Origin of the sequence: Mucilaginibacter sp. L196, assembly GCF_009765905.1 — a bacterium.
In the GTDB taxonomy this organism is placed as follows: domain Bacteria; phylum Bacteroidota; class Bacteroidia; order Sphingobacteriales; family Sphingobacteriaceae; genus Mucilaginibacter.
The window spans coordinates 577,814-599,317 of record NZ_LMUO01000009.1 but is presented as its reverse complement, the minus strand read 5'-3'; the positions used below and the strand labels follow the sequence as shown (position 1 = coordinate 599,317).

The 21,504-nt window shown below is 40.5% G+C and carries 19 protein-coding genes, 1 tRNA gene and 1 riboswitch; of the genes, 4 read left to right on the top strand and 16 right to left on the bottom strand.

Features of this window, described 5'->3' with window-relative positions; all coding sequences use genetic code 11:
- Window positions 1-290 precede the first annotated feature (290 nt).
- Complete coding sequence (msrA, locus tag GSQ74_RS06230; protein WP_158991143.1) at window positions 291-782, bottom strand: peptide-methionine (S)-S-oxide reductase MsrA; 492 nt, start codon at window positions 780-782, stop codon at window positions 291-293.
- Window positions 783-853: 71 nt separating this feature from the next.
- Window positions 854-1,777 carry a Dyp-type peroxidase gene (locus tag GSQ74_RS06225; protein WP_158991141.1) on the bottom strand — a complete coding sequence of 308 codons (924 nt, stop codon included), beginning with the start codon at window positions 1,775-1,777 and terminating at the stop codon, window positions 854-856.
- A 362-nt stretch (window positions 1,778-2,139) separates the two neighbouring features.
- On the opposite strand from GSQ74_RS06225, the gene GSQ74_RS22650 reads away from it, so the two are divergent.
- A complete protein-coding gene (locus GSQ74_RS22650; RefSeq protein ID WP_216846681.1) occupies window positions 2,140-2,331 on the top strand; it encodes a hypothetical protein in 192 nt (63 codons plus the stop codon).
- Window positions 2,332-2,335: 4 nt separating this feature from the next.
- Here the strand turns inward: GSQ74_RS22650 and metF are convergent, their stop codons facing one another.
- From metF to murQ, 5 genes are all read right to left on the bottom strand, one after another.
- Window positions 2,336-3,295 (bottom strand): methylenetetrahydrofolate reductase [NAD(P)H], encoded by a 960-nt coding sequence (gene metF / locus GSQ74_RS06220; RefSeq protein ID WP_158991139.1) that lies wholly within the window; start codon window positions 3,293-3,295, stop codon window positions 2,336-2,338.
- A gap of 129 nt (window positions 3,296-3,424) precedes the next feature.
- A complete protein-coding gene (metH, locus tag GSQ74_RS06215; protein WP_158991137.1) occupies window positions 3,425-7,117 on the bottom strand; it encodes a methionine synthase in 3,693 nt (1,230 codons plus the stop codon).
- A gap of 161 nt (window positions 7,118-7,278) precedes the next feature.
- A riboswitch (SAM riboswitch) is annotated at window positions 7,279-7,390 on the bottom strand.
- Window positions 7,391-7,589: 199 nt separating this feature from the next.
- On the bottom strand, window positions 7,590-8,324 hold the full coding sequence (locus GSQ74_RS06210; RefSeq protein ID WP_158991135.1) for a Bax inhibitor-1/YccA family protein: 735 nt from the start codon (window positions 8,322-8,324) through the stop codon (window positions 7,590-7,592).
- A gap of 114 nt (window positions 8,325-8,438) precedes the next feature.
- Complete coding sequence (locus tag GSQ74_RS06205; RefSeq protein ID WP_158991134.1) at window positions 8,439-9,005, bottom strand: hypothetical protein; 567 nt, start codon at window positions 9,003-9,005, stop codon at window positions 8,439-8,441.
- A gap of 31 nt (window positions 9,006-9,036) precedes the next feature.
- Window positions 9,037-9,861, bottom strand: coding sequence for an N-acetylmuramic acid 6-phosphate etherase (gene murQ / locus GSQ74_RS06200; RefSeq protein ID WP_158991132.1), 825 nt, complete (start codon window positions 9,859-9,861; stop codon window positions 9,037-9,039).
- Between the two features lie 362 nt (window positions 9,862-10,223).
- On the opposite strand from murQ, the gene GSQ74_RS06195 reads away from it, so the two are divergent.
- Window positions 10,224-11,819 (top strand): S41 family peptidase, encoded by a 1,596-nt coding sequence (locus tag GSQ74_RS06195; protein WP_158991130.1) that lies wholly within the window; start codon window positions 10,224-10,226, stop codon window positions 11,817-11,819.
- A 93-nt stretch (window positions 11,820-11,912) separates the two neighbouring features.
- Here the strand turns inward: GSQ74_RS06195 and der are convergent, their stop codons facing one another.
- Together der and era are read right to left on the bottom strand one after the other, a co-directional pair.
- Entirely contained in the window at window positions 11,913-13,214 is a 1,302-nt protein-coding gene (der, locus tag GSQ74_RS06190) for a ribosome biogenesis GTPase Der (protein WP_158991128.1), read from the bottom strand.
- Window positions 13,215-13,331: 117 nt separating this feature from the next.
- Window positions 13,332-14,207, bottom strand: a complete 876-nt coding sequence (gene era, locus GSQ74_RS06185; RefSeq protein ID WP_158991125.1) for a GTPase Era — start codon at window positions 14,205-14,207, stop codon at window positions 13,332-13,334.
- A gap of 144 nt (window positions 14,208-14,351) precedes the next feature.
- Here era and GSQ74_RS06180 point away from each other — a divergent pair.
- Window positions 14,352-14,424, top strand: a tRNA-Met gene (locus tag GSQ74_RS06180).
- On the opposite strand, the gene GSQ74_RS06175 is transcribed toward GSQ74_RS06180, so the two are convergent.
- The 3 genes from GSQ74_RS06175 to GSQ74_RS06170 all read right to left on the bottom strand — a co-directional run bounded on the left by GSQ74_RS06175 (window position 14,384) and on the right by GSQ74_RS06170 (window position 17,142).
- Complete coding sequence (locus tag GSQ74_RS06175) at window positions 14,384-15,946, bottom strand: recombinase family protein (protein ID WP_158991774.1); 1,563 nt, start codon at window positions 15,944-15,946, stop codon at window positions 14,384-14,386. The genes GSQ74_RS06180 and GSQ74_RS06175 overlap by 41 nt on opposite strands.
- 14 nt (window positions 15,947-15,960) lie before the next feature.
- Window positions 15,961-16,137 carry a hypothetical protein gene (locus tag GSQ74_RS22605; protein WP_174236915.1) on the bottom strand — a complete coding sequence of 59 codons (177 nt, stop codon included), beginning with the start codon at window positions 16,135-16,137 and terminating at the stop codon, window positions 15,961-15,963.
- 576 nt (window positions 16,138-16,713) lie between these two features.
- On the bottom strand, window positions 16,714-17,142 hold the full coding sequence (locus tag GSQ74_RS06170) for a helix-turn-helix transcriptional regulator (RefSeq protein ID WP_158991123.1): 429 nt from the start codon (window positions 17,140-17,142) through the stop codon (window positions 16,714-16,716).
- 184 nt (window positions 17,143-17,326) lie between these two features.
- Between GSQ74_RS06170 and GSQ74_RS06165 the strand changes: the two genes are divergently transcribed.
- A complete protein-coding gene (locus GSQ74_RS06165; RefSeq protein WP_158991121.1) occupies window positions 17,327-17,734 on the top strand; it encodes a helix-turn-helix domain-containing protein in 408 nt (135 codons plus the stop codon).
- A gap of 15 nt (window positions 17,735-17,749) precedes the next feature.
- On the opposite strand, the gene GSQ74_RS06160 is transcribed toward GSQ74_RS06165, so the two are convergent.
- From GSQ74_RS06160 to GSQ74_RS06145, 4 genes are all read right to left on the bottom strand, one after another.
- Complete coding sequence (locus GSQ74_RS06160; protein ID WP_158991119.1) at window positions 17,750-17,977, bottom strand: hypothetical protein; 228 nt, start codon at window positions 17,975-17,977, stop codon at window positions 17,750-17,752.
- Between the two features lie 81 nt (window positions 17,978-18,058).
- Window positions 18,059-19,201 (bottom strand): relaxase/mobilization nuclease domain-containing protein, encoded by a 1,143-nt coding sequence (locus GSQ74_RS06155; RefSeq protein WP_158991117.1) that lies wholly within the window; start codon window positions 19,199-19,201, stop codon window positions 18,059-18,061.
- Window positions 19,176-19,532, bottom strand: coding sequence for a plasmid mobilization relaxosome protein MobC (mobC, locus tag GSQ74_RS06150; protein WP_158991115.1), 357 nt, complete (start codon window positions 19,530-19,532; stop codon window positions 19,176-19,178). The genes GSQ74_RS06155 and mobC overlap by 26 nt, the downstream gene beginning before the upstream one ends.
- Before the next feature lie 648 nt (window positions 19,533-20,180).
- Window positions 20,181-21,503, bottom strand: a complete 1,323-nt coding sequence (locus GSQ74_RS06145) for an HlyD family efflux transporter periplasmic adaptor subunit (protein WP_158991113.1) — start codon at window positions 21,501-21,503, stop codon at window positions 20,181-20,183.
- Between the last annotated feature and the right edge of the window lies 1 nt (window position 21,504).

The following is a 21,504-nucleotide window of genomic DNA, read 5'->3' as shown; positions in this document are numbered from 1 at the left end:
TGTTGGGTAAGTAGTAAAAGATCCTCTTTTTTGAGTAAAAGAAGTATTCATTGCATTAATTTTTAAGCCATTGTAAATATATAGAATATATTACTATAATTCCTATAGATAATATAGTAATTAATTAAATTGGGCTTTTATTTATAAAATACGATTTATGTTTCCCTATTCATCCACCACCAAAACCATCATATACAAAAAATGCTGCCCTGATAGGCAGCATTTTTGCGGTTTAGTATTTTTACTGCTGATAGTCTGAGTTCTGTCGCCGCGCTGCAAAAATCTCCTAATTACGCCAGTTTCCATTCAGGCCTTTCAAAGTGACAGGTATACCCATAAGGATGTTTTTGCAGATAATCCTGGTGTTCTGCTTCGGCGTTCCAAAAATCAGTGGCAGGTGCCACCTCCGTAATTATTTTCCCCGGCCATTTGCCTGATGCTTCCATCTCAGCAATTAACGCTTTGGCGGTTTCCTGCTGTATTTCATCGGTATAAAAAATAGCTGAACGGTAAGACGAGCCAATATCGTTGCCCTGTCTGTTTCTTGTTGTCGGGTCATGGATCTGGAAAAAATATTCCAGCAGTTTACGATAGGATAATTGCGCCGGATCAAATACGATCTCAATGCCTTCGGCATGTGTTCCGTGGTTTCTGTAGGTTGCATTCAGCACATCACCGCCGGTATAGCCAACCACAGTTGAAATAACACCAGGCAATTGCCTGATCAATTCTTCCACGCCCCAAAAACATCCGCCGGCCAAAATAGCTTTTTCAGTATTCATATATTATCTTTTGTTTCTGTATCGTCAACGCTTAATTCCTTAGAAAAGTTTTCACCCATGCACTAGCGTAATCAACCTGAAAAGTCATCTATCATGTTAAATGTCGGCACAAAAAATAAAGTGCCGGTTTTAGCTGTGCTGAAATCTAATATCCTGTCATAATTCCCTTCAGACGAACCAATAAACATGTTATTCAGCATTTTTTGCACCGTAGTAAATGTGCTTGCATAAGCTATAAAATAAGTCCCCATTTCATTGGTAGACATATTACCAAATGGCATATTATCACGAACAATTTTAAAGTCGTCGCCAACATTGGCCAAAGCTATGTGCGAGTTAGAAGGTTTTACTTCGTCCGACATCTCTATATCATTTGCCTTATACCTTCCGATTACTTTTTCCTGATCTTCGATAGTGAGGTCTTTCCACGCTGATAAATTATGGATGTATTTCTGCGTAAAAAGATAACTTCCACCTTTATAGTCTGCATCTTCATCCCCTATCATACTAAATAGCTCCCTATCCTGCCCTTGAGGATTTTCAGTACCATCAACAAAACCTAAAATGGAACGGCTATCCCAATACCTAAACCCATGAATCTCTTCGGTACTAATGGCCACAGGACTTAAAACATCCGAAATAGCCTCTGCCATATCGTAGCATATACTGGTAGTATCTGCCCTGATATGAAAATGCAGGTCTCCTTTGGTAGATACCGCGGTATGTTTCCCGCCAACGATGGGAGCAAAATCTGCCAGTTCCTTAGGTAACGGAACAGGGAGTTTCAGTTTAAGCCAGGCATCATAGCCAATCCCCATTACACAGCTCGCCCTCGAAACCGGAAAACGGACATTAGCCGAATTATTAAGGTTGATAATCAATTTGCAAAGCTTGCTAAAAACTGCCCCAACCTCCAGGTTGTCCCTAAAACTCCAAACCATAAATATGGTATTGTTATTGGTGTAGTCTGTTACATTTTGTGAATCCGGATTCATAAGCTTATGATGTGTTTCTATCGTGAAAAGCCCTTTCAGTAAAAACAGGAGCTTTTTGTTATTTTGATAAATATCCAAAAATAAGTTTTTAATATATAGATTATCCGATTATTTAGTTGCTGATGGATAACAACCTATGATGCGGTGAAGTTCGGAAGATCAAAAAAGGTGTCATAAAAAGGGTGTCATGCTAAGCGTAGTCGAAGTATGTGGGCGGGCCTCTGCGCCAACCCGCTGCTGTACGAAGTTTTAATCTTTACCGGACAGTAATAGTCCAGACTATAGGCTTTGTGAGTTCGTAGACATAGTCTACGAACAGCAATCTTAATTAAAAAAAACAAAGAGTATATTAGATACCTATTATGATTAAACCCAACCCTTCTTTAATACTCGGCTCCATAGTTTTAGGACTACTTATGATATGGGCCGGTTCATCCTTTGACTTCGCTAACTCTTTTAAAATCACATTACTATTTGGAGGAGCTTTATTAGTAATGGCTGCCTGCGGATATTGCGGGTATCAACTTTACAAAATCATATCCGGCAAGTTTTAATCTATTAAAATATCGCCTCAGCAATCTTTTTAGTCGGGCCAGGATTACTCATGGTATAAAAGTGAAGCACAGGTACACCAAAAGCCATTAGCTCTTTACATTGATTAATCATCCACTCAATACCTAATTCCTTGACTTCCTTCTCTGATTTACAGGCGTGTACAGCATCGCTCAAATCCTCCGGCATATCTATATGGAAAGTTTTGGCTAAACCTGTTAATTGTTTTGAGCCGGTGATAGGTTTTAAGCCCGGGATAATCGGTACATTAATACCATTAGCCCTGCAATTATTTACAAAATCAAAGTATCTCTGATTATCGAAGAACATCTGGGTCACGATAAAATTCGCCCCCATATCAACCTTTTGTTTCAGGTACTTAAAGTCAGTTTTAAGGTTTGGCGCTTCGAAATGTTTCTCAGGGTAACCGGCTATGCCTATACAAAAATCGGTTCTCAGGTTTTCATCGCTATGCTGCTCATGCAGGTAAACACCATTATTCATATTTACCACCTGCTGTAACAGGTCGGTAGCATAATTATGCCCGTTAGACGTTGGCACAAACGAAGCATCACCACGACGGGCGTCACCACGTAAAACCAGTACATTTTCAATACCTAAAAATTGCAGATCAACCAAACCATTCTCGGTTTCATCCTTAGTAAAACCACCACACAACAAATGCGGAACGGTATCCACCTTATACTTATTCATGATAGCAGCGCAAATAGCAATAGTACCAGGGCGTTTGCGATAACTCAATTTTTCGAGCAAACCGTTAGGATGTTCCTTATAAATAAAATCCTCACGCAACGATGTTACATCAATAAACGGTGGTTTAAACTCCATTAACGGATCGATAGCATCATAAATCCCTTGTATGCTGTGGCCTTTTAATGGCGGTATAAGCTCGAAGGAGAATAAGGTTTTGCCGTTGGCGTTTTTGATGTGTTCTGTGATTTTCATTTAGCGTTGATATATAAACTCTATATTTTTACCGTCATTGCGAGGTACGAAGCAATCTCTACATAAGCAGATCCGCTTTGTAAAGCATAGAGATTGCTTCGTACCTCGCAATGACGTTTATTTTTCATATTAATAGTTCAAATTCGGCCCCAGCCATCTTTCAACAGTTTCCAAATCCATCTTTTTCCGCTTAGCATAATCCTCAACCTGATCCTTACCAATCTTACCCAAACCAAAATAACGTGATTGCGGGTGAGCGAAGTAAAAACCACTTACCGAAGCAGCCGGTGTCATGGCAAGGCTTTCAGTTAAATGCATATGGGCATTATCTTCAGCTTTCAACAATTCAAATAATGTTGTTTTTTCGGTGTGATCCGGGCAGGCAGGATAACCCGGTGCCGGGCGGATACCCTGATATTCTTCTTTGATCAGTTCAACTGTATCTAATTGCTCCGTTTTCGCGTATCCCCAGTAATCCTTGCGGACAAGCTCATGCATTTTTTCGGCAAAGGCCTCCGCAAAACGATCAGCGAGTGCTTTGGCCATGATGCTGTTATAATCATCATAATCCCTTTCAAACTCGGCCACTAACTCATCACAACCTATGCCCGTAGTCACGGCAAAACCACCCCAGTAATCAGGTACACCGCTATCTTTTGGCGCGATAAAATCTGCCAAAGCATAATATGGTTCTCCTTTAACTTTTTCGCCTTGCTGGCGAAGGGTGTATATGGTAGTTAATACTTGCGTACGCGTATCATCGGTATACAATTCTATATCATCACCAACGCTGTTAGCAGGCCAAAAACCAATTACTCCATTTGCTTGTAATAGCTTTTCTTCCACTATCCTTTTTAGTAGCTGTTGCGCGTCATCATATAATTTCTTCGCCTCAACCCCTACAAATTTATCATCAAATATTTTGGGGAAACTGCCGCGCAATTCCCAGGTATGGAAAAATGGCGTCCAGTCGATATACGATATTAATTCTTCCAACGGATACGCCTCAAAAACCTTTGTACCGGTAAAGGTTGGTTTAGGTGGCACCATACCGTTAAGGTTGATCTGGCATTTTGAAGCGCGGGCCTGATCAATGCTCACAAAACGTTTATCCGATTTTTTATTCAGATGCGCTTCGCGTGCTTTGGCATATTCATCTTTTATACCTTGTATATATTCATCCCTGCCTGTTTCGCTCATTAAACTGCTACAAACCGTTACACTCCGCGATGCATCCAGCACGTGTATAGCAGGCCCTGAATAATTCGGCGCTACCTTTACGGCAGCATGTATGCGGGAGGTGGTTGCTCCACCGATGATCAATGGAATAGTAAAGTTTTGGCGCTCCATCTCTTTGGCGAAGTGCACCATCTCATCTAATGATGGCGTGATCAATCCACTAAGGCCAATGATGTCAACTTCTTGTTTAATGGCTTCTTCAATTATTCGTTGGGCTGGTACCATCACCCCCAAATCAATCACCTCGAAATTATTACAGGCTAAAACAACGCCGACAATATTTTTACCAATATCGTGTACATCACCCTTAACTGTCGCCATTAATATTTTACCGGCATTGGCACGTGAATCAGCCGCAGTATCCTCGCCGGAGGCTAAAACACGTTGTTTTTCCAATTCGATAAACGGCAGCAGGTAAGCCACAGCCTTTTTCATTACACGGGCCGATTTTACCACCTGCGGCAGGAACATCTTACCCGAGCCAAACAAGTCGCCCACAATGTTCATACCATCCATCAGCGGGCCTTCAATCACCTCCAGCGGACGGGCATATTTTTGGCGAGCCTCTTCGACGTCATCATCCAGATATTCAATAATACCCTTTACCAAAGCATGCGATAATCTTTTTTCAACCGGATCTTTACGCCATTCCTCATCACGCACAATTACTTTGCCTTTGCTTTTGATGTTATCGGCAAATTCAACCAATCGCTCGGTAGCGTCCGGGCGACGGTTTAATAGTACGTCTTCAACAAGCTCTAATAAGTCTTTGGGAATTTCCTGGTAAACCTCAAGCATACCGGCATTCACAATACCCATATCCATACCTGCTTTAATAGCGTGGTACAAAAATGCGGAGTGCATAGCCTCGCGCACCACGTTATTACCGCGGAACGAGAACGAAATATTACTCACCCCCCCGCTTACCTTAGCATATGGCAGGTTTTCTTTTATCCAGCGGGTCGCATCAATAAAATCAACCGCGTAATTGTTATGTTCTTCTAAACCGGTTGCTACAGTTAATATGTTTGGGTCGAAGATGATGTCCTGCGGTGGGAAACCAACCTCGTTAACCAATATATCGTATGACCGCTGACAAATCTCTTTACGTCTTTCCAGTGAATCAGCCTGACCGGTTTCATCAAAAGCCATTACCACCGTGGCAGCGCCATAGCTTAATATTTTGCGGGCGTATTCTTTAAATTTCTCTTCGCCTTCTTTTAGCGAGATAGAGTTAACGATGCCTTTACCTTGTAAACATTTCAACCCGGCTTCAATAACCGTCCATTTAGATGAATCCACCATGATGGGCAGCTTGGCAATATCAGGTTCAGAAGCTACCAGGTTCAGGAATTTCACCATCACCGCTTCAGAGTCGATCATCCCTTCATCCATGTTGATGTCGATCACCTGCGCACCGCCTTCTACCTGTTGCAAAGCAACGGCAAGGGCAGCTTCATAATCCTCACCCAAAATCAACTTGGAGAACTTTGGCGAACCTGTAATATTTGTACGCTCACCCACATTCATAAATACACTTTCGGGTGTTAGCGTTACCGCTTCCAAACCGCTTAAGCGCATATTGGGTTGTATTTCGGGTATTAACCTTGCGGGATATTGGGCAGCTTTATCAGCAATACATTTGATATGCTCAGGCGTTGTACCGCAGCATCCACCAACGATGTTCACCAAACCGACTTGCATAAAATCATCTACCTGGTGGGCAGTTTCATGCGCGGTTTCGTCGTACTGGCCGAATTCATTCGGCAAACCTGCATTGGGATATGCTGAAATAAATACATCAGCAATATTTGAAAGCTCCTCTAAGTGCGGGCGCATTTCTCTTGCACCTAAAGCGCAATTCAAACCAACAGATAACAAATTTGCATGGCGGATAGAATTCCAAAATGCCTCAACGGTTTGCCCCGATAAAGTTCTGCCCGAAGCATCAGTAATCGTACCGGAAATCATGATCGGCAAATGCTTGCCGGATTCCTCAGCATATCTATTGATCGCAAATAATGCCGCTTTGGCATTCAGCGTATCAAAAATGGTTTCAACCAAAAGCAAGTCCGAACCACCATCAACCAAACCCCTAACCTGATCGTAATAAGCCTCTGCGAGGTCATCAAAAGTAACGGCACGGTAACCCGGATCGTTAACATCCGGCGATAAAGATGCGGTACGGTTTGTAGGCCCAACTGCACCGGCTACAAAGCGTGGTTTTGTTGGATCTTTTTTGGTGTATTCATCGGCAACTTCTTTTGCTATACGTGCACCTTCAAAACTTAGCTCATAGGCCAGCTCTTCCAGGTGGTAATCAGCCAATGAAATTATTTGCGTACTGAAGGTATTAGTTTCAATAATATCGGCGCCGGCATCTAAATACTCGGCGTGTATTTCTTTTATAATATCGGGGCGTGTAATATTCAACAGGTCATTATTTCCCTGCAGATCAGATAAATGATCACGAAATCTTTCCCCACGAAAATCCGCTTCGGTTAACTGATACCGCTGTATCATGGTACCCATTGCCCCGTCAATTACGAGAATGCGTTTTTCTAATTCTTTTCTGATATCCATTTTTTAGTATCAAGTAATTAGTATCAAGTATCAAGTACTAAAACAGCCTTGATTTGTAACTAATCCATACAGCAAGCAAATAATCTTGCTACTTGATACTAGCTACTCGATACTACTATAAAAACATGCTTATGTCGAAAAGTCGGCGATATATTGACTTTCGCTTATCTTTCCTAACCCTTTGTATTTGAGTTAAGTAGAATGTAGCACCTTGTGAAGCACAGGTTGCTAAGACATCGCAGGGTCTAATCCCTCCGTCTTTCTCTATAAGCAGTGCAAATGTGCGTAATTAAGTTGTAAAATGCAATAGGACATATATATCCTATTGTCATTTCGAAGTGAACTGTAAGACTTACGAAGTTTTTAAAAACTTCGTAAGTCTGTTTACTATTTCTCTCTCCGGTCGAGATGGTATTAAAACAAAAAAAGCCGTCTCTCTTGAAGACGGCTTTCAATAAATGTTTCTTTATGATTAGCGTCTTCTACCGAAAATACGCATCATTGACATAAACAGATTTATGAATGTAGTATACAGTACAAATGCACCGATAATTACTAATTTTTTCGATTGCTCGTTACCATACTCAATACCTGCGCCAATGCGTTTCAGCATTTGCATGTAGTAAGCGGTTAAACCAACCATAATAGCTATAAATAAGAAGCTAATGATGTAATCCAATTGAGCGCTTCTGAAAAGGAAGTTAACTAAACTTGCTACAAATACACCGATAAATACCATGAACAAGATAGAACCGAATTTACTAAGGTCCATTGAAGTTCTGTAACCGGCGATGGCCATTATACCAAATACAAGTGATGCGCTTAAAAACACGCTGAATATAGAACCTGAAGTGTAGATCAAGCCGAAGATACTAAGCGTTATACCTATAGCAACCGAATACGCAAGATATAAAACCACCATTGCCACATACGACAAGCGGTTAAAACCAAAATTTATCACCAGTGAAAATGCTAATGGTGCAAATATGGCCACATAACCTAAACCTGTAAAACCACCTGCAACCGGATCAATGATCAAACTCAACAAGCTTGGTGTCAGGAAAAACTCAAACGCGGTAAAAGCTGAAACACCTAATGCCACAAACATCCAGGCAAAAACTTTTGCCAGATATTTGCGCGATGCGGTTTCGCTGTCGTCTAATTGTACTACACTATTATACGTGTAGTTAGGATTATTACTTTCCATTTTTAAATTTATTTTCTTTTTGGGTTATACAATTATAAATATTAGATATGATATTTTGAATAGTTAGATACCAATATCCTGATATAGTTTAATCTCAAATGTTATACCGTAGTATTAATTAAGCCTTTTTGTCAGTTGTTCTTCAATAAGCTTGAATACTTGCAGTGGTTTTAACCCACGCCAGTTCAATTCATCAAGCGCACCGCCAAAGTTTATATAATAATCAATGTTGTTGCGTTTAAACTCTTCGATCACATGCTCCCGGAAATTGATACCCGCTATCCAGCCATCCTCAACCTCCTGAAACCACTCCTCATAATAACAATCATCGGATGAATGGAAGTTAAGCACATTTTCGCCGATCAATATAAAACAGTTAATACCCTGATCTATCATCAAATCGATCAACTCCCGCTTCATCAGCATAATATCATTATTGATGGCGTCGTTCCATTCACCTATAAATTCGATAATGGTATAGCCGCGATCATAATCAACAAACAATACTTTTAAATATAAAGTATTTGAGCCGAAAGAATCCCATTGCGGGTGCAGCAAATAGTTATATACCTGCTTATCAAATTCAAACTCACTGTACTGCGTAGCGTAAAAAGGCGAAAATTTGTCCTCCGATGCTACGTAGTCATCTCTCCAACGGTAATATGGTTCTATTTCGTGCATTAAATCTAATTCAAAATTCTAAAGTCAAAAATCACTTTGTTGGACTTAAACTTAATTTATAACTATCAACGGCTTTTCTAACACTGCCATATTGCTTTAACAGGTCGGCTGCGGTTGGTTCATCTAATCCTGTTTCGTTCATTACCATGTGGGTACCGCGATCTACCAGTTTGTTGTTGGTGAGTTGCATATCCACCATTTTATTGCCTTTCACCCTACCCAGCTGTATCATCACCGCGGTACTCAGCATATTCAATACCAGTTTTTGTGCCGTACCCGCCTTCATCCGTGTAGATCCCGTTAAAAATTCAGGTCCGGTCACTACCTCAACCGGGTATTGTGCCTCGGCAGCAACCGGGCTGCTACTATTACATACGATGCAACCCGTTGCAATATTGTTTTGGTTAGCCATTTTTAGCCCCCCGATGACATAAGGCGTTGTGCCCGATGCCGCGATACCTACCAAAACATCTTTATCATTAATGTTATACTCCTGCAGATCCTTCCAGGCCTGCTGGGCATCATCTTCGGCAAATTCAACCGCTTTACGGATGGCGCTATCCCCACCTGCAATTATTCCAACCACCATATCAAAGGGCACTCCAAAGGTTGGCGGGCATTCCGATGCATCAACCACACCTAAACGGCCACTGGTACCTGCACCAATATAAAATAAACGTCCGCCAGCTTTCATTCTATCAGCAGCAATACTTACCAGCTTTTCAATTTGCGGCAAAGCCTTGGCTACCGCGAAAGGAACAGTTTGGTCCTGGTCATTTATATTTTGGAGGATTTCTGCAACAGACATATTCTCCAAATCATTATACAGCGAGCTTTTCTCGGTGGTAAGTTCCATTTCGGGCGATGTTTTTACAAAATTGGTTAAAAATGAAACAGGATTATAATTTTTTTAGTATGCGTTGACTAATAAAACGAAAGGATCAACTATTCTGCCAAACATTAAGAAGCTGTTTAAAAATGACAAAACTATCGTTATTGCGAGGTACGAAGCAATCTCTATACTTTAGAGAGCTGCTTTGCAGGTTCAATGCCTTGCCTATGTAGAGATTGCTTCGTACCTTACAGCAATGACGGTTTGCTTTTAGATAAACACAAGATTTAGTAGTTTTTAAACAACTTAATAAAATTTAGCAAAAGTTAATTTTATAATTTTTTCTGATCGCGGCAATTGGCTAACTTTGTGTGTGACAATTTAGTATGAAAAAGGGCGCGGGCATCATCTTCAGATCTGTTATTTTAATTTTAATAGGTGTAGCTATTGGCCTTCTTATCGGCGATAACGATTTTTCATCGAGATATCTTGATGAACCTACCGTAAGAAACGACAAACTGGCTAAAGTGCTGCAACTGGTACGCCAAAATTACGTCGACTCCATAAATGTAGATAGCGTTGAAGGCGTAGCAGCCAATAACTTGTTGCAAAATCTCGATCCACACTCAGTTTACCTGCCCCCAAAACAAGCGCAGGCGATTAATGAAAAACTGGAAGGCGGCTTTAATGGTTTCGGCATTGAGTACCAGCTTTTGCGCGATACACTTTTCATCACCCAGGTTTATCCAAACGGACCGGCTCAAAAGGCTGGTTTAGTTAGTGGCGATGCGATTATCGACATTAATAATAAAAAATTTGCGGGCACCAATCTTACTACCGATAAGGTTGACAATGTATTTACCGACGAAAATAATAAACAATTAGCCTTCAACGTAATAACACCTATCGACCAGCATAGTAAAGCATTCACCGTGAAGCGTGGCTATGTTGACCTGAGCAGTATTGATGCTTATTATATGGCAATACCAACCATTGGCTATGTTAAAATAAGCAAGTTTGCCTCCACTACCGATAATGATTTCAGGCACGCCCTGATTGACCTTAAACAAAAGGGGATGAAAAAACTGATACTGGACATCAGGGGCAATGGAGGTGGATATTTAAACACCGCTACCGCTATGGCCAACGAGTTTTTAACCAAAGGCCAGCTGATAGTTTACACCAAAGGCTCACATGAGCAGCGTACAGATTACTTCGCTACAGATTCGGGGGTATTTCAACAAGGCAAAATGGCCGTTTTGATAGATGAGTATTCTGCTTCGGCAAGCGAGATATTGGCGGGAGCCCTACAGGATTTGGACCGTGCAGTAATCATCGGCCGCCGTTCATTTGGTAAGGGGTTGGTACAACAGCAATTTCCGTTTGATGATGGCTCAGCAGTTAATTTAACGGTGGCGAGGTATTATACTCCTTCAGGCAGATCGATACAAAAATCATATGCTGGTGGCATTGATAATTACCATCAGGAATTATCAAACCGGATGAAAAAAGGCGAACTATTTTCGGCCCAGAGCAATATGAATGATAGCCTTTTCAAACAGCAATCGCCTTACCATACCTTGAGCGGAAAACAGGTTTACAGCCACGGTGGTATTATGCCAGATATTTTCATACCTGCGGATAGCTCCGAGGACACCCAACTGGTACAGGAATTAGACGACAATCAACTTTTTTCTGCTTATGTGCTGGACAGAATGCAGCCAGTATTGGGTAAATACACCTCAGCAGAAGATTTTATAAATCACTTTACAGTAACTGGAAACACGTTTGATGATTTTATCATCTATGCATCAGGCACTATAAAAGAGATGGACCCGGGAGATATTATCGTATCCAAAACAACCATAAAATTGCTATTGAAAGCCTACTCCGCGCGTTTTAAATGGGGTGATGAAGCCTATTTTGAAACCGTGAACAACGAAGATGTCGGGTTTAAAACTGCAGTGAACACGATTAAATGATGAGAACCTGGATTAAACGGATTTATTAGATTTACAGGATAACAAAGCACTATCCTGTAAATCATCTGTTTAATCAAATAAATCTTGATTCACCTATTTTTGTCTGAACCAAATCTGCACAGGTGCGCCGGTAAAATCGAAATGCTCTCTTAGTTTATTCTCAACAAAGCGATAATATGGTTCTTTAACATACTGCGGCAGGTTGCAAAAGAACGCGAACATTGGCGATGAGCCTGCAATTTGGGTGATGTATTTAATTTTAACGTATTTGCCTTTTATTGACGGTGGCGGCATAGCATCGATAATCGGCAGTAATACTTCGTTTAATTTTGATGTAGGGATGCGTTTAGCACGGTTTGCATAAACTTCGTTAGCCACCTCAATAACCTTTAACACACGTTGTTTTTCGGTAACCGAAGTAAATACGATAGGTACATCAGTAAACGGCGCGATCTTCTCGCGGATCATTTCCTCAAATACTTTAATGGTTTTGTTGTTCTTCTCGATCAAATCCCATTTGTTTACTACAATAACAACACCTTTTTTATTCTTCTCAGCAAGGTGGAATATATTAATGTCCTGCGACTCGATACCTTCAACAGCATCAATCATCAGGATGATCACGTCCGCCTCTTCAATCGCCTTAATGGTACGCATAACCGAGTAAAATTCGATATTCTCCTTTACCTTGGTTTTTTTACGCATCCCGGCAGTATCAATCAACATAAAGTCATGACCGTACTGGTTGTAATGAATATGGATTGAGTCACGGGTTGTACCTGCTATCGGGGTAACAATATTACGATCCTTACCAATTAATGAATTGATGATTGATGATTTACCCACATTTGGGCGACCAACAATCGCATATTTTGGTAAAGTGTTTACTTCAGTTGGCTCGTCATCAAAATGCTTAACAACATCATCCAATAATTCACCTGTTCCTGAGCCGGTCATGGATGAGATATTGTATAACTCGCCCAAACCTAAACTATAAAATACCATTGAATCAGACAATAACGATGTGTTATCCATTTTGTTAACCACCACAAATACTGGTTTTTTGCCTTTACGCAGTAATGCAGCAATTTCATCGTCTAAGTCGGTGATACCTGTGGTTACATCAACCACAAATAAAATAACGGTAGCTTCTTCAATAGCGATAACCACCTGCTCGCGGATGGCGGCCTCAAATACATCTTCAGAATTTGCTACATAACCGCCTGTATCAATAACGGTAAAGCTGTGATGCGTCCATTCAGATACACCGTAGTGCCTGTCGCGTGTTACGCCGCTTACGTCATCAACAATGGCCTTGCGGCTCTCAGTTAAACGGTTATATAATGTTGATTTGCCTACGTTGGGCCTGCCCACTATGGCTACTATATTGCTCATATTCTATTTTAGATTTTAGAATTACGATTTACGATTTTAAATCGCCTTCATAATTCCATGCTAATTTACTAACCCTATCAGTTAAATCTGAAATCGTAATTCGTAAATCGTAATTAACTATTCGTACCCAAATTTTTTCAGGTAATTTTTTTTGCTGCGCCAGTCGGGGATCACCTTGACAAACATTTCCAGGAAGATCTTCTTTTGGAAGAAGTCTTCCATATCGCGGCGGGCGTAAGTGCCAACAATTTTAAGCATGCTACCGTCCTTGCCTATCAATATATTTTTCTGCGAATCGCGTTCCACAATAATCTCAGCACTTACACGGTGAAGCTTTTCGCCCTCAACAAATGCGGTGATGATTACCTCGCTGCTGTATGGAATTTCTTTTTTGTATTGCTTAAAGATCTGCGCACGTATCATCTCCGAAGCAAAAAACCTGTCGTTACGATCAGTCAAGGCGTCCTTTTCGTAATACGGCGGATGCTCAGGCAAATGCTCAATAACAAAATTCATTACCGCCAATACGTTATAATCCTTTAATGCTGATATTGCAAAAATCACTTTTGGATTTAGCTTTTCTTTCCAAAATTCAACTTTAGCTTTAACTGTTTCCTCGTCAGATTGATCTACCTTGTTGATCAATACAGCTACCGGCGCTTGCGTGCCTTCCAGCTTTCTTAATACGTCGGCTTCATCATACTCCTCGTAGATGTCGGTAACCAATAAAATCAGGTCAGCATCAACTATAGAACCATCAACCTGGTGCATCATACTTTCGTGCAGCGCATAATGCGGTTTAATAACTCCGGGGGTATCAGAAAACACAATCTGGTAGTCCTCTTCGTTAACAATACCTAAAATACGGTGACGTGTAGTTTGCGCCTTTGGGGTAATGATTGACATTTTTTCGCCCACAAGCGCGTTCATCAGTGTTGATTTACCTGCATTTGGCTTACCTATTATACTTACAAAACCTGCTCTGTGGGCCATAAAAAAATAAATGAAATAATATTTGGACTGCAAAGAAACGAATTATATCTTTGCAGTCCAATTTAAACAGGATGTAAATTGCATTTTTGGTTTAACTGGAACACTTTTAGCAGTTATGAGCTAAGAGTTATAAAACAAACACAGTGCGGGATGGAGCAGTTGGTAGCTCGTCGGGCTCATAACCCGAAGGTCGTAGGTTCGAGTCCTGCTCCCGCTACCGAATCGGACAGCTTAGATAAATCTAAGTCTGTCCGATTTTTTTTTGCGCCTAACTTGCTGTTAATCAAAAACATTAGTTGTGCCGCTTGATTCGTTTCAGCGGTTCGATAAGCAGAACCGTCAAAACATAGCTTTTCTGGATATATCGAACCAATGATGGCGCGTTTACCAGTAGTGTCAGAACTGGTGTAAAGCGTATTTAAGCGGGATAGGTTATTCAATGCCTTATTTGTACAGTCATTCAGATTAAATACCTCTGGCTTAACAAAGTCAGATAGCTTTGCTTCAAGTCTCAATAATTTGGTTTCGCATTCTGCTTTGATCAGTTTGTAATCAGTGCTGTCAATCGCATCTTCCAGCAATAGTTTCCTTGCCTTTGTTACTTTGTCATTCTCAACCTGCATTTGATTCAATAATTCTTTGCGCCCATCTGTATATGGACTTGTCTGCTGATTGAAAATATCTTTAACTACCAGCTTATACAATTCAGCAATTGCTGCTGTTTTAGGTACGAATTTATTTAGCTCTTCTATAAAGGCTTCATTAGCCTGCTGTGCCTTAAAGCGCATACCACATGAAGAAACACAATGATAGTAGTAGTAATAGCTATGTCTTCCTTTAGATGCACTTCCCGTTAGCTGTTTGCCGCATTTGGGGCAAAGTAAAAATCCTCTTAAAGGAAGTTGCTGCTCGGTTGTGGTCTTTACAAGCTGAACCCGTTTCTTGCCATTCAGAATATCCTGCACTTCATAGAATAATGATTCACTGATAATAGCGTCATGCTGCCCTTGGACAAGCTGCATTTCTTCATCCCGGTAAGCCGGAACTACAATCTTCCCGCAATAAACAGGATTTCTTAATAGCGTATAAAAGTTGCTTTTACTGCAATTCAATCCTTTACTGTTAACCTCGCGTCTGATCTCATCGATATGATACCGCTGCCTGGCAACTTGCTCAAACGCCCATTGAACAATACTGGCTTTCGACTCCACTGGAACAATCATTTTTTTTCCACCCTCTGTAGTGCGGTTGATATAACCATAAGGACCGGTTGTCAGATACCTGCCTTCCTTTCTCGCTCTGCGCATACCATAAAAAGTATTAAGCGCTCTCCTGTCATTCTCAACCTCGGGTGCTGCAAGGTAGAAAGCCAGCATCATCTTATTTTCAGGTATCGAGAGATCGAGCGGCTGTTCCACAGCCTGCGGGTCGATACCGCATTTACGGAGTATGTTAATCATTTGATAAGCATCACCCGCATTCCTGCTGAACCTGTCCCATTTGGTAAAAAGCAATAAGTCGGTCGATTTACCTTTCTCCTTTTTAACTCGGTTAAGCATTTCAGTCCACGCTGGCCGATTAAAAGTTTTGGCAGAATAATCTTCACAAATTACTCTTCCAACGGAAATATTCTGAATGCTGCAGTATTTACGCAATACTTCTTCCTGGCTACGAATGGAATAGCCTTTATCTGCCTGCTCATCAGTACTTACCCTCACATATAGATCTGCTTTTTTCATAGGAAAACAAGTGATTATTTATAATTAGAAACCTCTTTAATGTATTGTTCTACAGACAATTTAGCAAAAAAATACATTAAATCCAAGAGCTCTTTGGCTTCTTTTTCAGTTACTTCTACACCTTTTTCAAGAAGTATTTTTTTTGCTTTTTCAGGAGTGATGCTCCTGTTTTCCGATGTTCCGGCTTTCATGAGCATTCAATTAAGACGTTAATGGGTAACGCCGGAAAGCATCAGACACCAGTACAACTCCAGGTGCGTATCTCCCGACGGTTTACATAGTCCCTTAACATTTGTCTTAATCCGGTGCTTACAGGAAAAGTACAGGCTTGTGAACCATGTAAAACTTTTTGTAAACACCGTACGCTTCCTGCAAGAAAATCCGCAGGTGGTTAGAAGTACAGTAACAAGGTGGTGCCTTATTATACATTAGACGCTCGTGCTTTCATTTTATTACACCATCATAAAAGATAATTTTTGTACACACTATCCCATTGCTCCGCTTAAACAACAGGCAGCAGCAAACAGCAAAATTGTCAAGGCTGGGCTAAAAAAAACAAACACCGCCCATTTACATGGCCTTTATAGTTTTGCTGTGCGGCTAATTTTGTGATTGCGGTGCAAGGGGACTTTTCCTGCTTTCTTTTTGCAGGTGTAAAAACGAGGTACAAGTTACTCCTGCATTTGCGGCGAGGCTGGCGGAGAATGAATATAGCGGAACGCGTGATGTAATGAACCGCCTGCCGCAGCCGCTTTTTACATCAGCTTTTATATATTTTTTACCATAGTTTTCAACTCCGCATTCAATTGCCTGAGCGCCTCGTTGTCTTTTTCCAGTTCATATTGCCGGAAAACACAATGGTTCAATTCAACCTGAAGAGAAAGTGCAGTATTCCCGAGATTTACAATATGAAAAAGGTGTTGTGGTGGCAGGTCATTCAATATCCCGCTTTGTTTAAAGGTGGCAATCTCGTCCATCGCAAATTTTACCAAACGTTGTTCCCGCCCCTCTGTATAAATAAACAGTTCCGCATCAATATTAAAAAGCTTCGCAGCCCGCAGGGCAATGGTTGCCGTAACATCTGTTAGGGATGCTTCTAATTCACGGTAAGTGCTTTCTTCTATTTGCAAAGCTTTTGCCACCTGTTTCTCCGTAAAACCCTTGGCTTTACGTGCTACATAGAGTACCTTATTCATCGTAAGCGTATTAATGTTAATGCAGCTATGCCGATAGTTGCCTATCTGTCTATACCTATAGATACCTATTCCTTTAGCTGTATACAAATTAAAGGCAGATTGGTGCGGTACTAAACCCAAAGCATTGGTATTTTACTCACGAAAGCGTTATTTTTACAAGCAAGAAAATTTGTATTTTTGAGATATGGAAACAACTGCAAAACCATCAAATACACATATCGGCCGTAAGATTTGCCGTATCAGGGAATTACGTAGCATCAAACAGGAACATCTTGCTTCTGAATTAGGCGTAAGTCAGCAGACCGTTTCGCGTATGGAACAAGCAGAAACCATTGAAGATGATGTATTGGAAAAAGTAGCCGGGATTTTAGGCGTATCTTCTGAAGCTATAAAAAATTATAGCGATGAAGCTGTGATCTATAATATTCAGAATAATTACGAAGGTTCAGTAAGTAATTACAGCGGAATATATAATTGCACATTCAATCCTATTGAGAAAATAGTTGAATTATATGATGAAAAAGTAGCCCTACTTGAACGCCTGTTACAATCTGAAAAAGAAAAGGTCGAATTATTAAAAGGCGGTAAATAATTATAATCAGAGTTCCTACCAGGGAAACCTCTTGTCTGGATATTTAGGCTTATCGTACCTTTTAAACTGCTCATATAGCCGCATTTCCACCCGTTCAACGGTAATTCCGTCCGGGTCGCCTAAAGGAACACCCTCCAGTGCCTCATACCATAAATTAAATTCGCCAAGTTGTTCAATGCTGATGTCACCTGTTTTCCAGCATTGGACCAAAGCGAGAATACGCTGATCGTAGGTTAATGACATGACTTTTTATGAGGTATATAAACGATAATGGTATTACAAACATAGATTTTCCATTGATAAATTCAAGCGATTTATCTGAATCTACCGCCCACGCCCCCTGCGACGGCTTTTCCCATATACCGCTTCGTCATCCACATCATCGCTTATTTGCGGGAAATCAATATGATCATTGCCGTAATACTCATGATCAGCGGAAGCAGGATAAGAAAGATCAGCATCCTGACCTGTGTCCAGTGATCTTTCTCTACCCGGGTAACCTGCTGTTGCAGTTTCCTGATCATCGCTCCATTCTCCTGCGCCAACTTCAAAATCTCCTGCACCGCCTGTAAGAAGTTGATCACTTCCGCTTGGGATGCGATGTCCTGTAATTCGTTCACCTGCTGATGTTGCGTCCCCGTATATTGCTCTTGTCCGGCTATTCGCTTCGCTAACTGCCTTGCAGTCTCTAACTTGTTCATAGTTTATTTTTTTTAGTAACTCCGACCATTTGAACTGGTTGCCCAATACTTTTCCTTTTATCTTAAAACCGTTATGGAAATAGGTAATTCCGGTTATCCTTCCCGTCGATGCCTGATTAAAAAGAAAATGAATACCCTGCGCTTCTCCCTGCTGAATTAAAGTTTGTAGGTATATATTCTTTTGACTAGTCAGCTGCCGGAGCTTTTCCTGTAACAACATCTTTTCAGATGGCTTGCCAGTGCGAAGGGCCATCTCTATTTCATCCTTTTTTGCGGCCCTTTGTGTGACATCTTTGCTGGGTGCTACTGTTGTCAAATTATAGCGCAGTTCTAGCTTTCTTAAAATAGCTTCGCTTTTTTGATAGTTATTGCTGTCCGATACCACGCTGCCGTCAAAACGGATACGGTTGACCAACAGGTGGACATGCGGGTGCCCGGCATCGTAATGCCGGAATATCAAATACTGGTTATTGTTAAAGCCATTTTCTTCGAGGTATTCCTGCGCGATTGCCAATAGTTTTTCATTACTTAAAAATGCTTCATCTTCTACAGTAAAGTTGAGACTGGTATGGTAAACATAGCGGTTAAGGTTCGGTCTTAACTCCCTCAGCAACTCTACCTCTTTTTTCACCTGTTCCAAGGTGTCACAATCGAAATTCGTATCCAGCAGCTCCGCCCGCCGGTTAATGTCCGGATGGTTCATCTTTTGGAGATTGTAGTTTAATGCCCCCATAAAGCTTTTACCTATTTTCTGACTGGCTATCATGGATGAGTTGATTGATGATAATTTCCTGCTGCTGTTTAAGCTTCATCAGGATAGGCAGCAGACCTGTAGCCAAAAAACCGGAATTGACCTTTTTTGTCAGCTGGTTCAGATTGACACCGATCTTTCGTAGTTCCAAAAAGGTATGCAGGTCGAGCTTCGCTGTTTTGGGTTCAGGAAACCTTCCCCTGAACAGTTTTACCCGCACAATGGTGCCAGGCGCTTTACCGCAGGCTTCTGCTGCTTTATTCAGCCGGTTCAATTCATCCTCGGTCAGCCGGAATATAAACCGCCGGGATAGTTTCTTATCCCTTTCCATCTTTGGCCTTCCCATAGCTTAAAGGCTCGTTAATAAAAAGAAAATAATACTGCTTCCAAAGCTATTACCGCTATGTGAATAGTTTAAAAACGGCTTAATAAAACGCTCTGGCTGGCCTTGCTTTTCCCGAACAAGCGGCAGCAGATAAAAAAAGGTAAAAAATAAAAGGGTGTCCATAATGCATTAATTTTTCAGTAAAGTAAAAATTGAGGCTGCGAAAGACATTCGTTCGCATTATGGAAAATTGATCACAACGGGCGGTTGCCGCTGCGGTGATTCAAAGATAAATAATATTTAAATGGATCGCCATACGCGACAAAAAAGATTTTTCTAAGGATTGAAGATTGATAACAATATTTTGTGCCGGGGTACTTTGTACCGAGATTTTATACCGGGGTACTTCATACCGGGGTACATTGTAACGAAGGCAATCTTTTATACCGGGGTACTTTATACCGGGATAAAATCTATATCATACCGCGAGACTATATACCGCGAGACTATATATCGCGATATAGTTTTACCCCATGCTAAACGAAGTGCGGCATAGCGGGTTCGGGTGTCCCGGCAAGCGTTTTGGTATGACCAAAACATGGCTTGCTTACTTAGCGTCACATTCCTAATCATCCTAATTATTGATCGCGATAATTTATTCAGGTTTAATTATTTGTTTACTGAATATTTAAGATTGTCGAAAAATCTTTGAATTAGTCTACGGTCATTGGTTACTATCTCTGCCGTTCCTTTGATCCCATATTTGAATTCGAGCTTTGATCCATAATTCGTTTCCAAATTCTCCGGTAGTTCGATATCAACTAAATAAGTATCCAAGTTATTTTGATTGACTTTAGTCAGATTAGTAATCAACGAAATTGAAGAGACTTTGCCATTTACATAACCATACTCTTCATATGGATAATTATCCAATTTAATAATTACCTTTTGTCCTACTTTTACTTTACCAGCCCCATGTGCTGGAAGCTGAACATGTCCAATAATTTTATTCTGCTTGGGAACTATTGAAAAAATTTCCTCATCCGCAGCAACAAATTCGCCATCATTTAAAAATTTTAAAAATTCGACTTTACCGTTAAATGGAGCTTTAAAAACATAGTGTTCTTCCCAAGTTTTTATGTTGTCTTTAAGATCGTTATCAGCGGATAACAAATCCAGGTTCATTTGCTGTTCTTTAACTTGCTTTTGAGTAATTAGTTGCTCTAATTTACTTTCTTGATCTTCTATTTGTTGTTGAGCAGAGTTAATTTCATTGTTTACTGTTTGGTAACTTTCCTTACTGTTCAAAAAAGTCAGCCGGCTATGATCGGCATCGTCTTCAGCAATAACCTTTTCTGAATACAACAATGAATCACGTTGAAATATCTTTTTTGATGTCTTATAATCTAATTCTTTAGTATTTCTTAAGCTTTCATCGTTTGCAAGCGATTCCTTTAATTTTGATATGGTTACATTTATTTGATCTTCCTGCTCCTTGAAAAGATCTTTGGTATGATATGTATATAATTGCTGTAATGCATTTAAAAAACCATAATACTTTACGTTTATATCCCCCAATGACATTTTCGATGGAAAAGAAGTAAACGATTTGTACAAGTCGGTTCGATTACTATCAAAAGACTTTAAAAGTCCATTTAACTTTATTACATCATTGGTGCTCGATGAATTTTGGATAATTGCTATGTAGTCTCTCTCTTTGACGTCATCTTTAGATTTGAACCCTAGTAAGCTAATTTTTCCAGGCGAATTAGCTACTAATTTTACCGGTGCATAACGCGAACTGATTACTATCTCACCCGTTGCTATGTCAGGATATTTGATTAACCATCCAAATACAAATAATAAGGTGACAATTAAGAGAATAACTCCGGTCACCCAAAATGCAAAATTTGTAGGCATTTTAGAGATAATATCTTGAACCTGTTCTCCTCTTTCAGCACATGGTTCACTAGCCGGTTTAAGTGTTTCCATT

Excerpts from the sequence above, each read along its gene's own strand:
- msrA (WP_158991143.1), bottom strand. The coding sequence starts at position 782 with ATGAATACTGAAAAAGCTATTTTGGCCGGCGGATGTTTTTGGGGCGTG.
- GSQ74_RS06225 (WP_158991141.1), bottom strand. The coding sequence starts at position 1,777 with ATGAATCCGGATTCACAAAATGTAACAGACTACACCAATAACAATACC.
- GSQ74_RS22650 (WP_216846681.1), top strand. The coding sequence starts at position 2,140 with ATGATTAAACCCAACCCTTCTTTAATACTCGGCTCCATAGTTTTAGGA.
- metF (WP_158991139.1), bottom strand. The coding sequence starts at position 3,295 with ATGAAAATCACAGAACACATCAAAAACGCCAACGGCAAAACCTTATTC.
- metH (WP_158991137.1), bottom strand. The coding sequence starts at position 7,117 with ATGGATATCAGAAAAGAATTAGAAAAACGCATTCTCGTAATTGACGGG.
- GSQ74_RS06210 (WP_158991135.1), bottom strand. The coding sequence starts at position 8,324 with ATGGAAAGTAATAATCCTAACTACACGTATAATAGTGTAGTACAATTA.
- GSQ74_RS06205 (WP_158991134.1), bottom strand. The coding sequence starts at position 9,005 with ATGCACGAAATAGAACCATATTACCGTTGGAGAGATGACTACGTAGCA.
- murQ (WP_158991132.1), bottom strand. The coding sequence starts at position 9,861 with ATGGAACTTACCACCGAGAAAAGCTCGCTGTATAATGATTTGGAGAAT.
- GSQ74_RS06195 (WP_158991130.1), top strand. The coding sequence starts at position 10,224 with ATGAAAAAGGGCGCGGGCATCATCTTCAGATCTGTTATTTTAATTTTA.
- der (WP_158991128.1), bottom strand. The coding sequence starts at position 13,214 with ATGAGCAATATAGTAGCCATAGTGGGCAGGCCCAACGTAGGCAAATCA.
- era (WP_158991125.1), bottom strand. The coding sequence starts at position 14,207 with ATGGCCCACAGAGCAGGTTTTGTAAGTATAATAGGTAAGCCAAATGCA.
- GSQ74_RS06175 (WP_158991774.1), bottom strand. The coding sequence starts at position 15,946 with ATGAAAAAAGCAGATCTATATGTGAGGGTAAGTACTGATGAGCAGGCA.
- GSQ74_RS22605 (WP_174236915.1), bottom strand. The coding sequence starts at position 16,137 with ATGAAAGCCGGAACATCGGAAAACAGGAGCATCACTCCTGAAAAAGCA.
- GSQ74_RS06170 (WP_158991123.1), bottom strand. The coding sequence starts at position 17,142 with ATGAATAAGGTACTCTATGTAGCACGTAAAGCCAAGGGTTTTACGGAG.
- GSQ74_RS06165 (WP_158991121.1), top strand. The coding sequence starts at position 17,327 with ATGGAAACAACTGCAAAACCATCAAATACACATATCGGCCGTAAGATT.
- GSQ74_RS06160 (WP_158991119.1), bottom strand. The coding sequence starts at position 17,977 with ATGTCATTAACCTACGATCAGCGTATTCTCGCTTTGGTCCAATGCTGG.
- GSQ74_RS06155 (WP_158991117.1), bottom strand. The coding sequence starts at position 19,201 with ATGATAGCCAGTCAGAAAATAGGTAAAAGCTTTATGGGGGCATTAAAC.
- mobC (WP_158991115.1), bottom strand. The coding sequence starts at position 19,532 with ATGGGAAGGCCAAAGATGGAAAGGGATAAGAAACTATCCCGGCGGTTT.
- GSQ74_RS06145 (WP_158991113.1), bottom strand. The coding sequence starts at position 21,503 with ATGGAAACACTTAAACCGGCTAGTGAACCATGTGCTGAAAGAGGAGAA.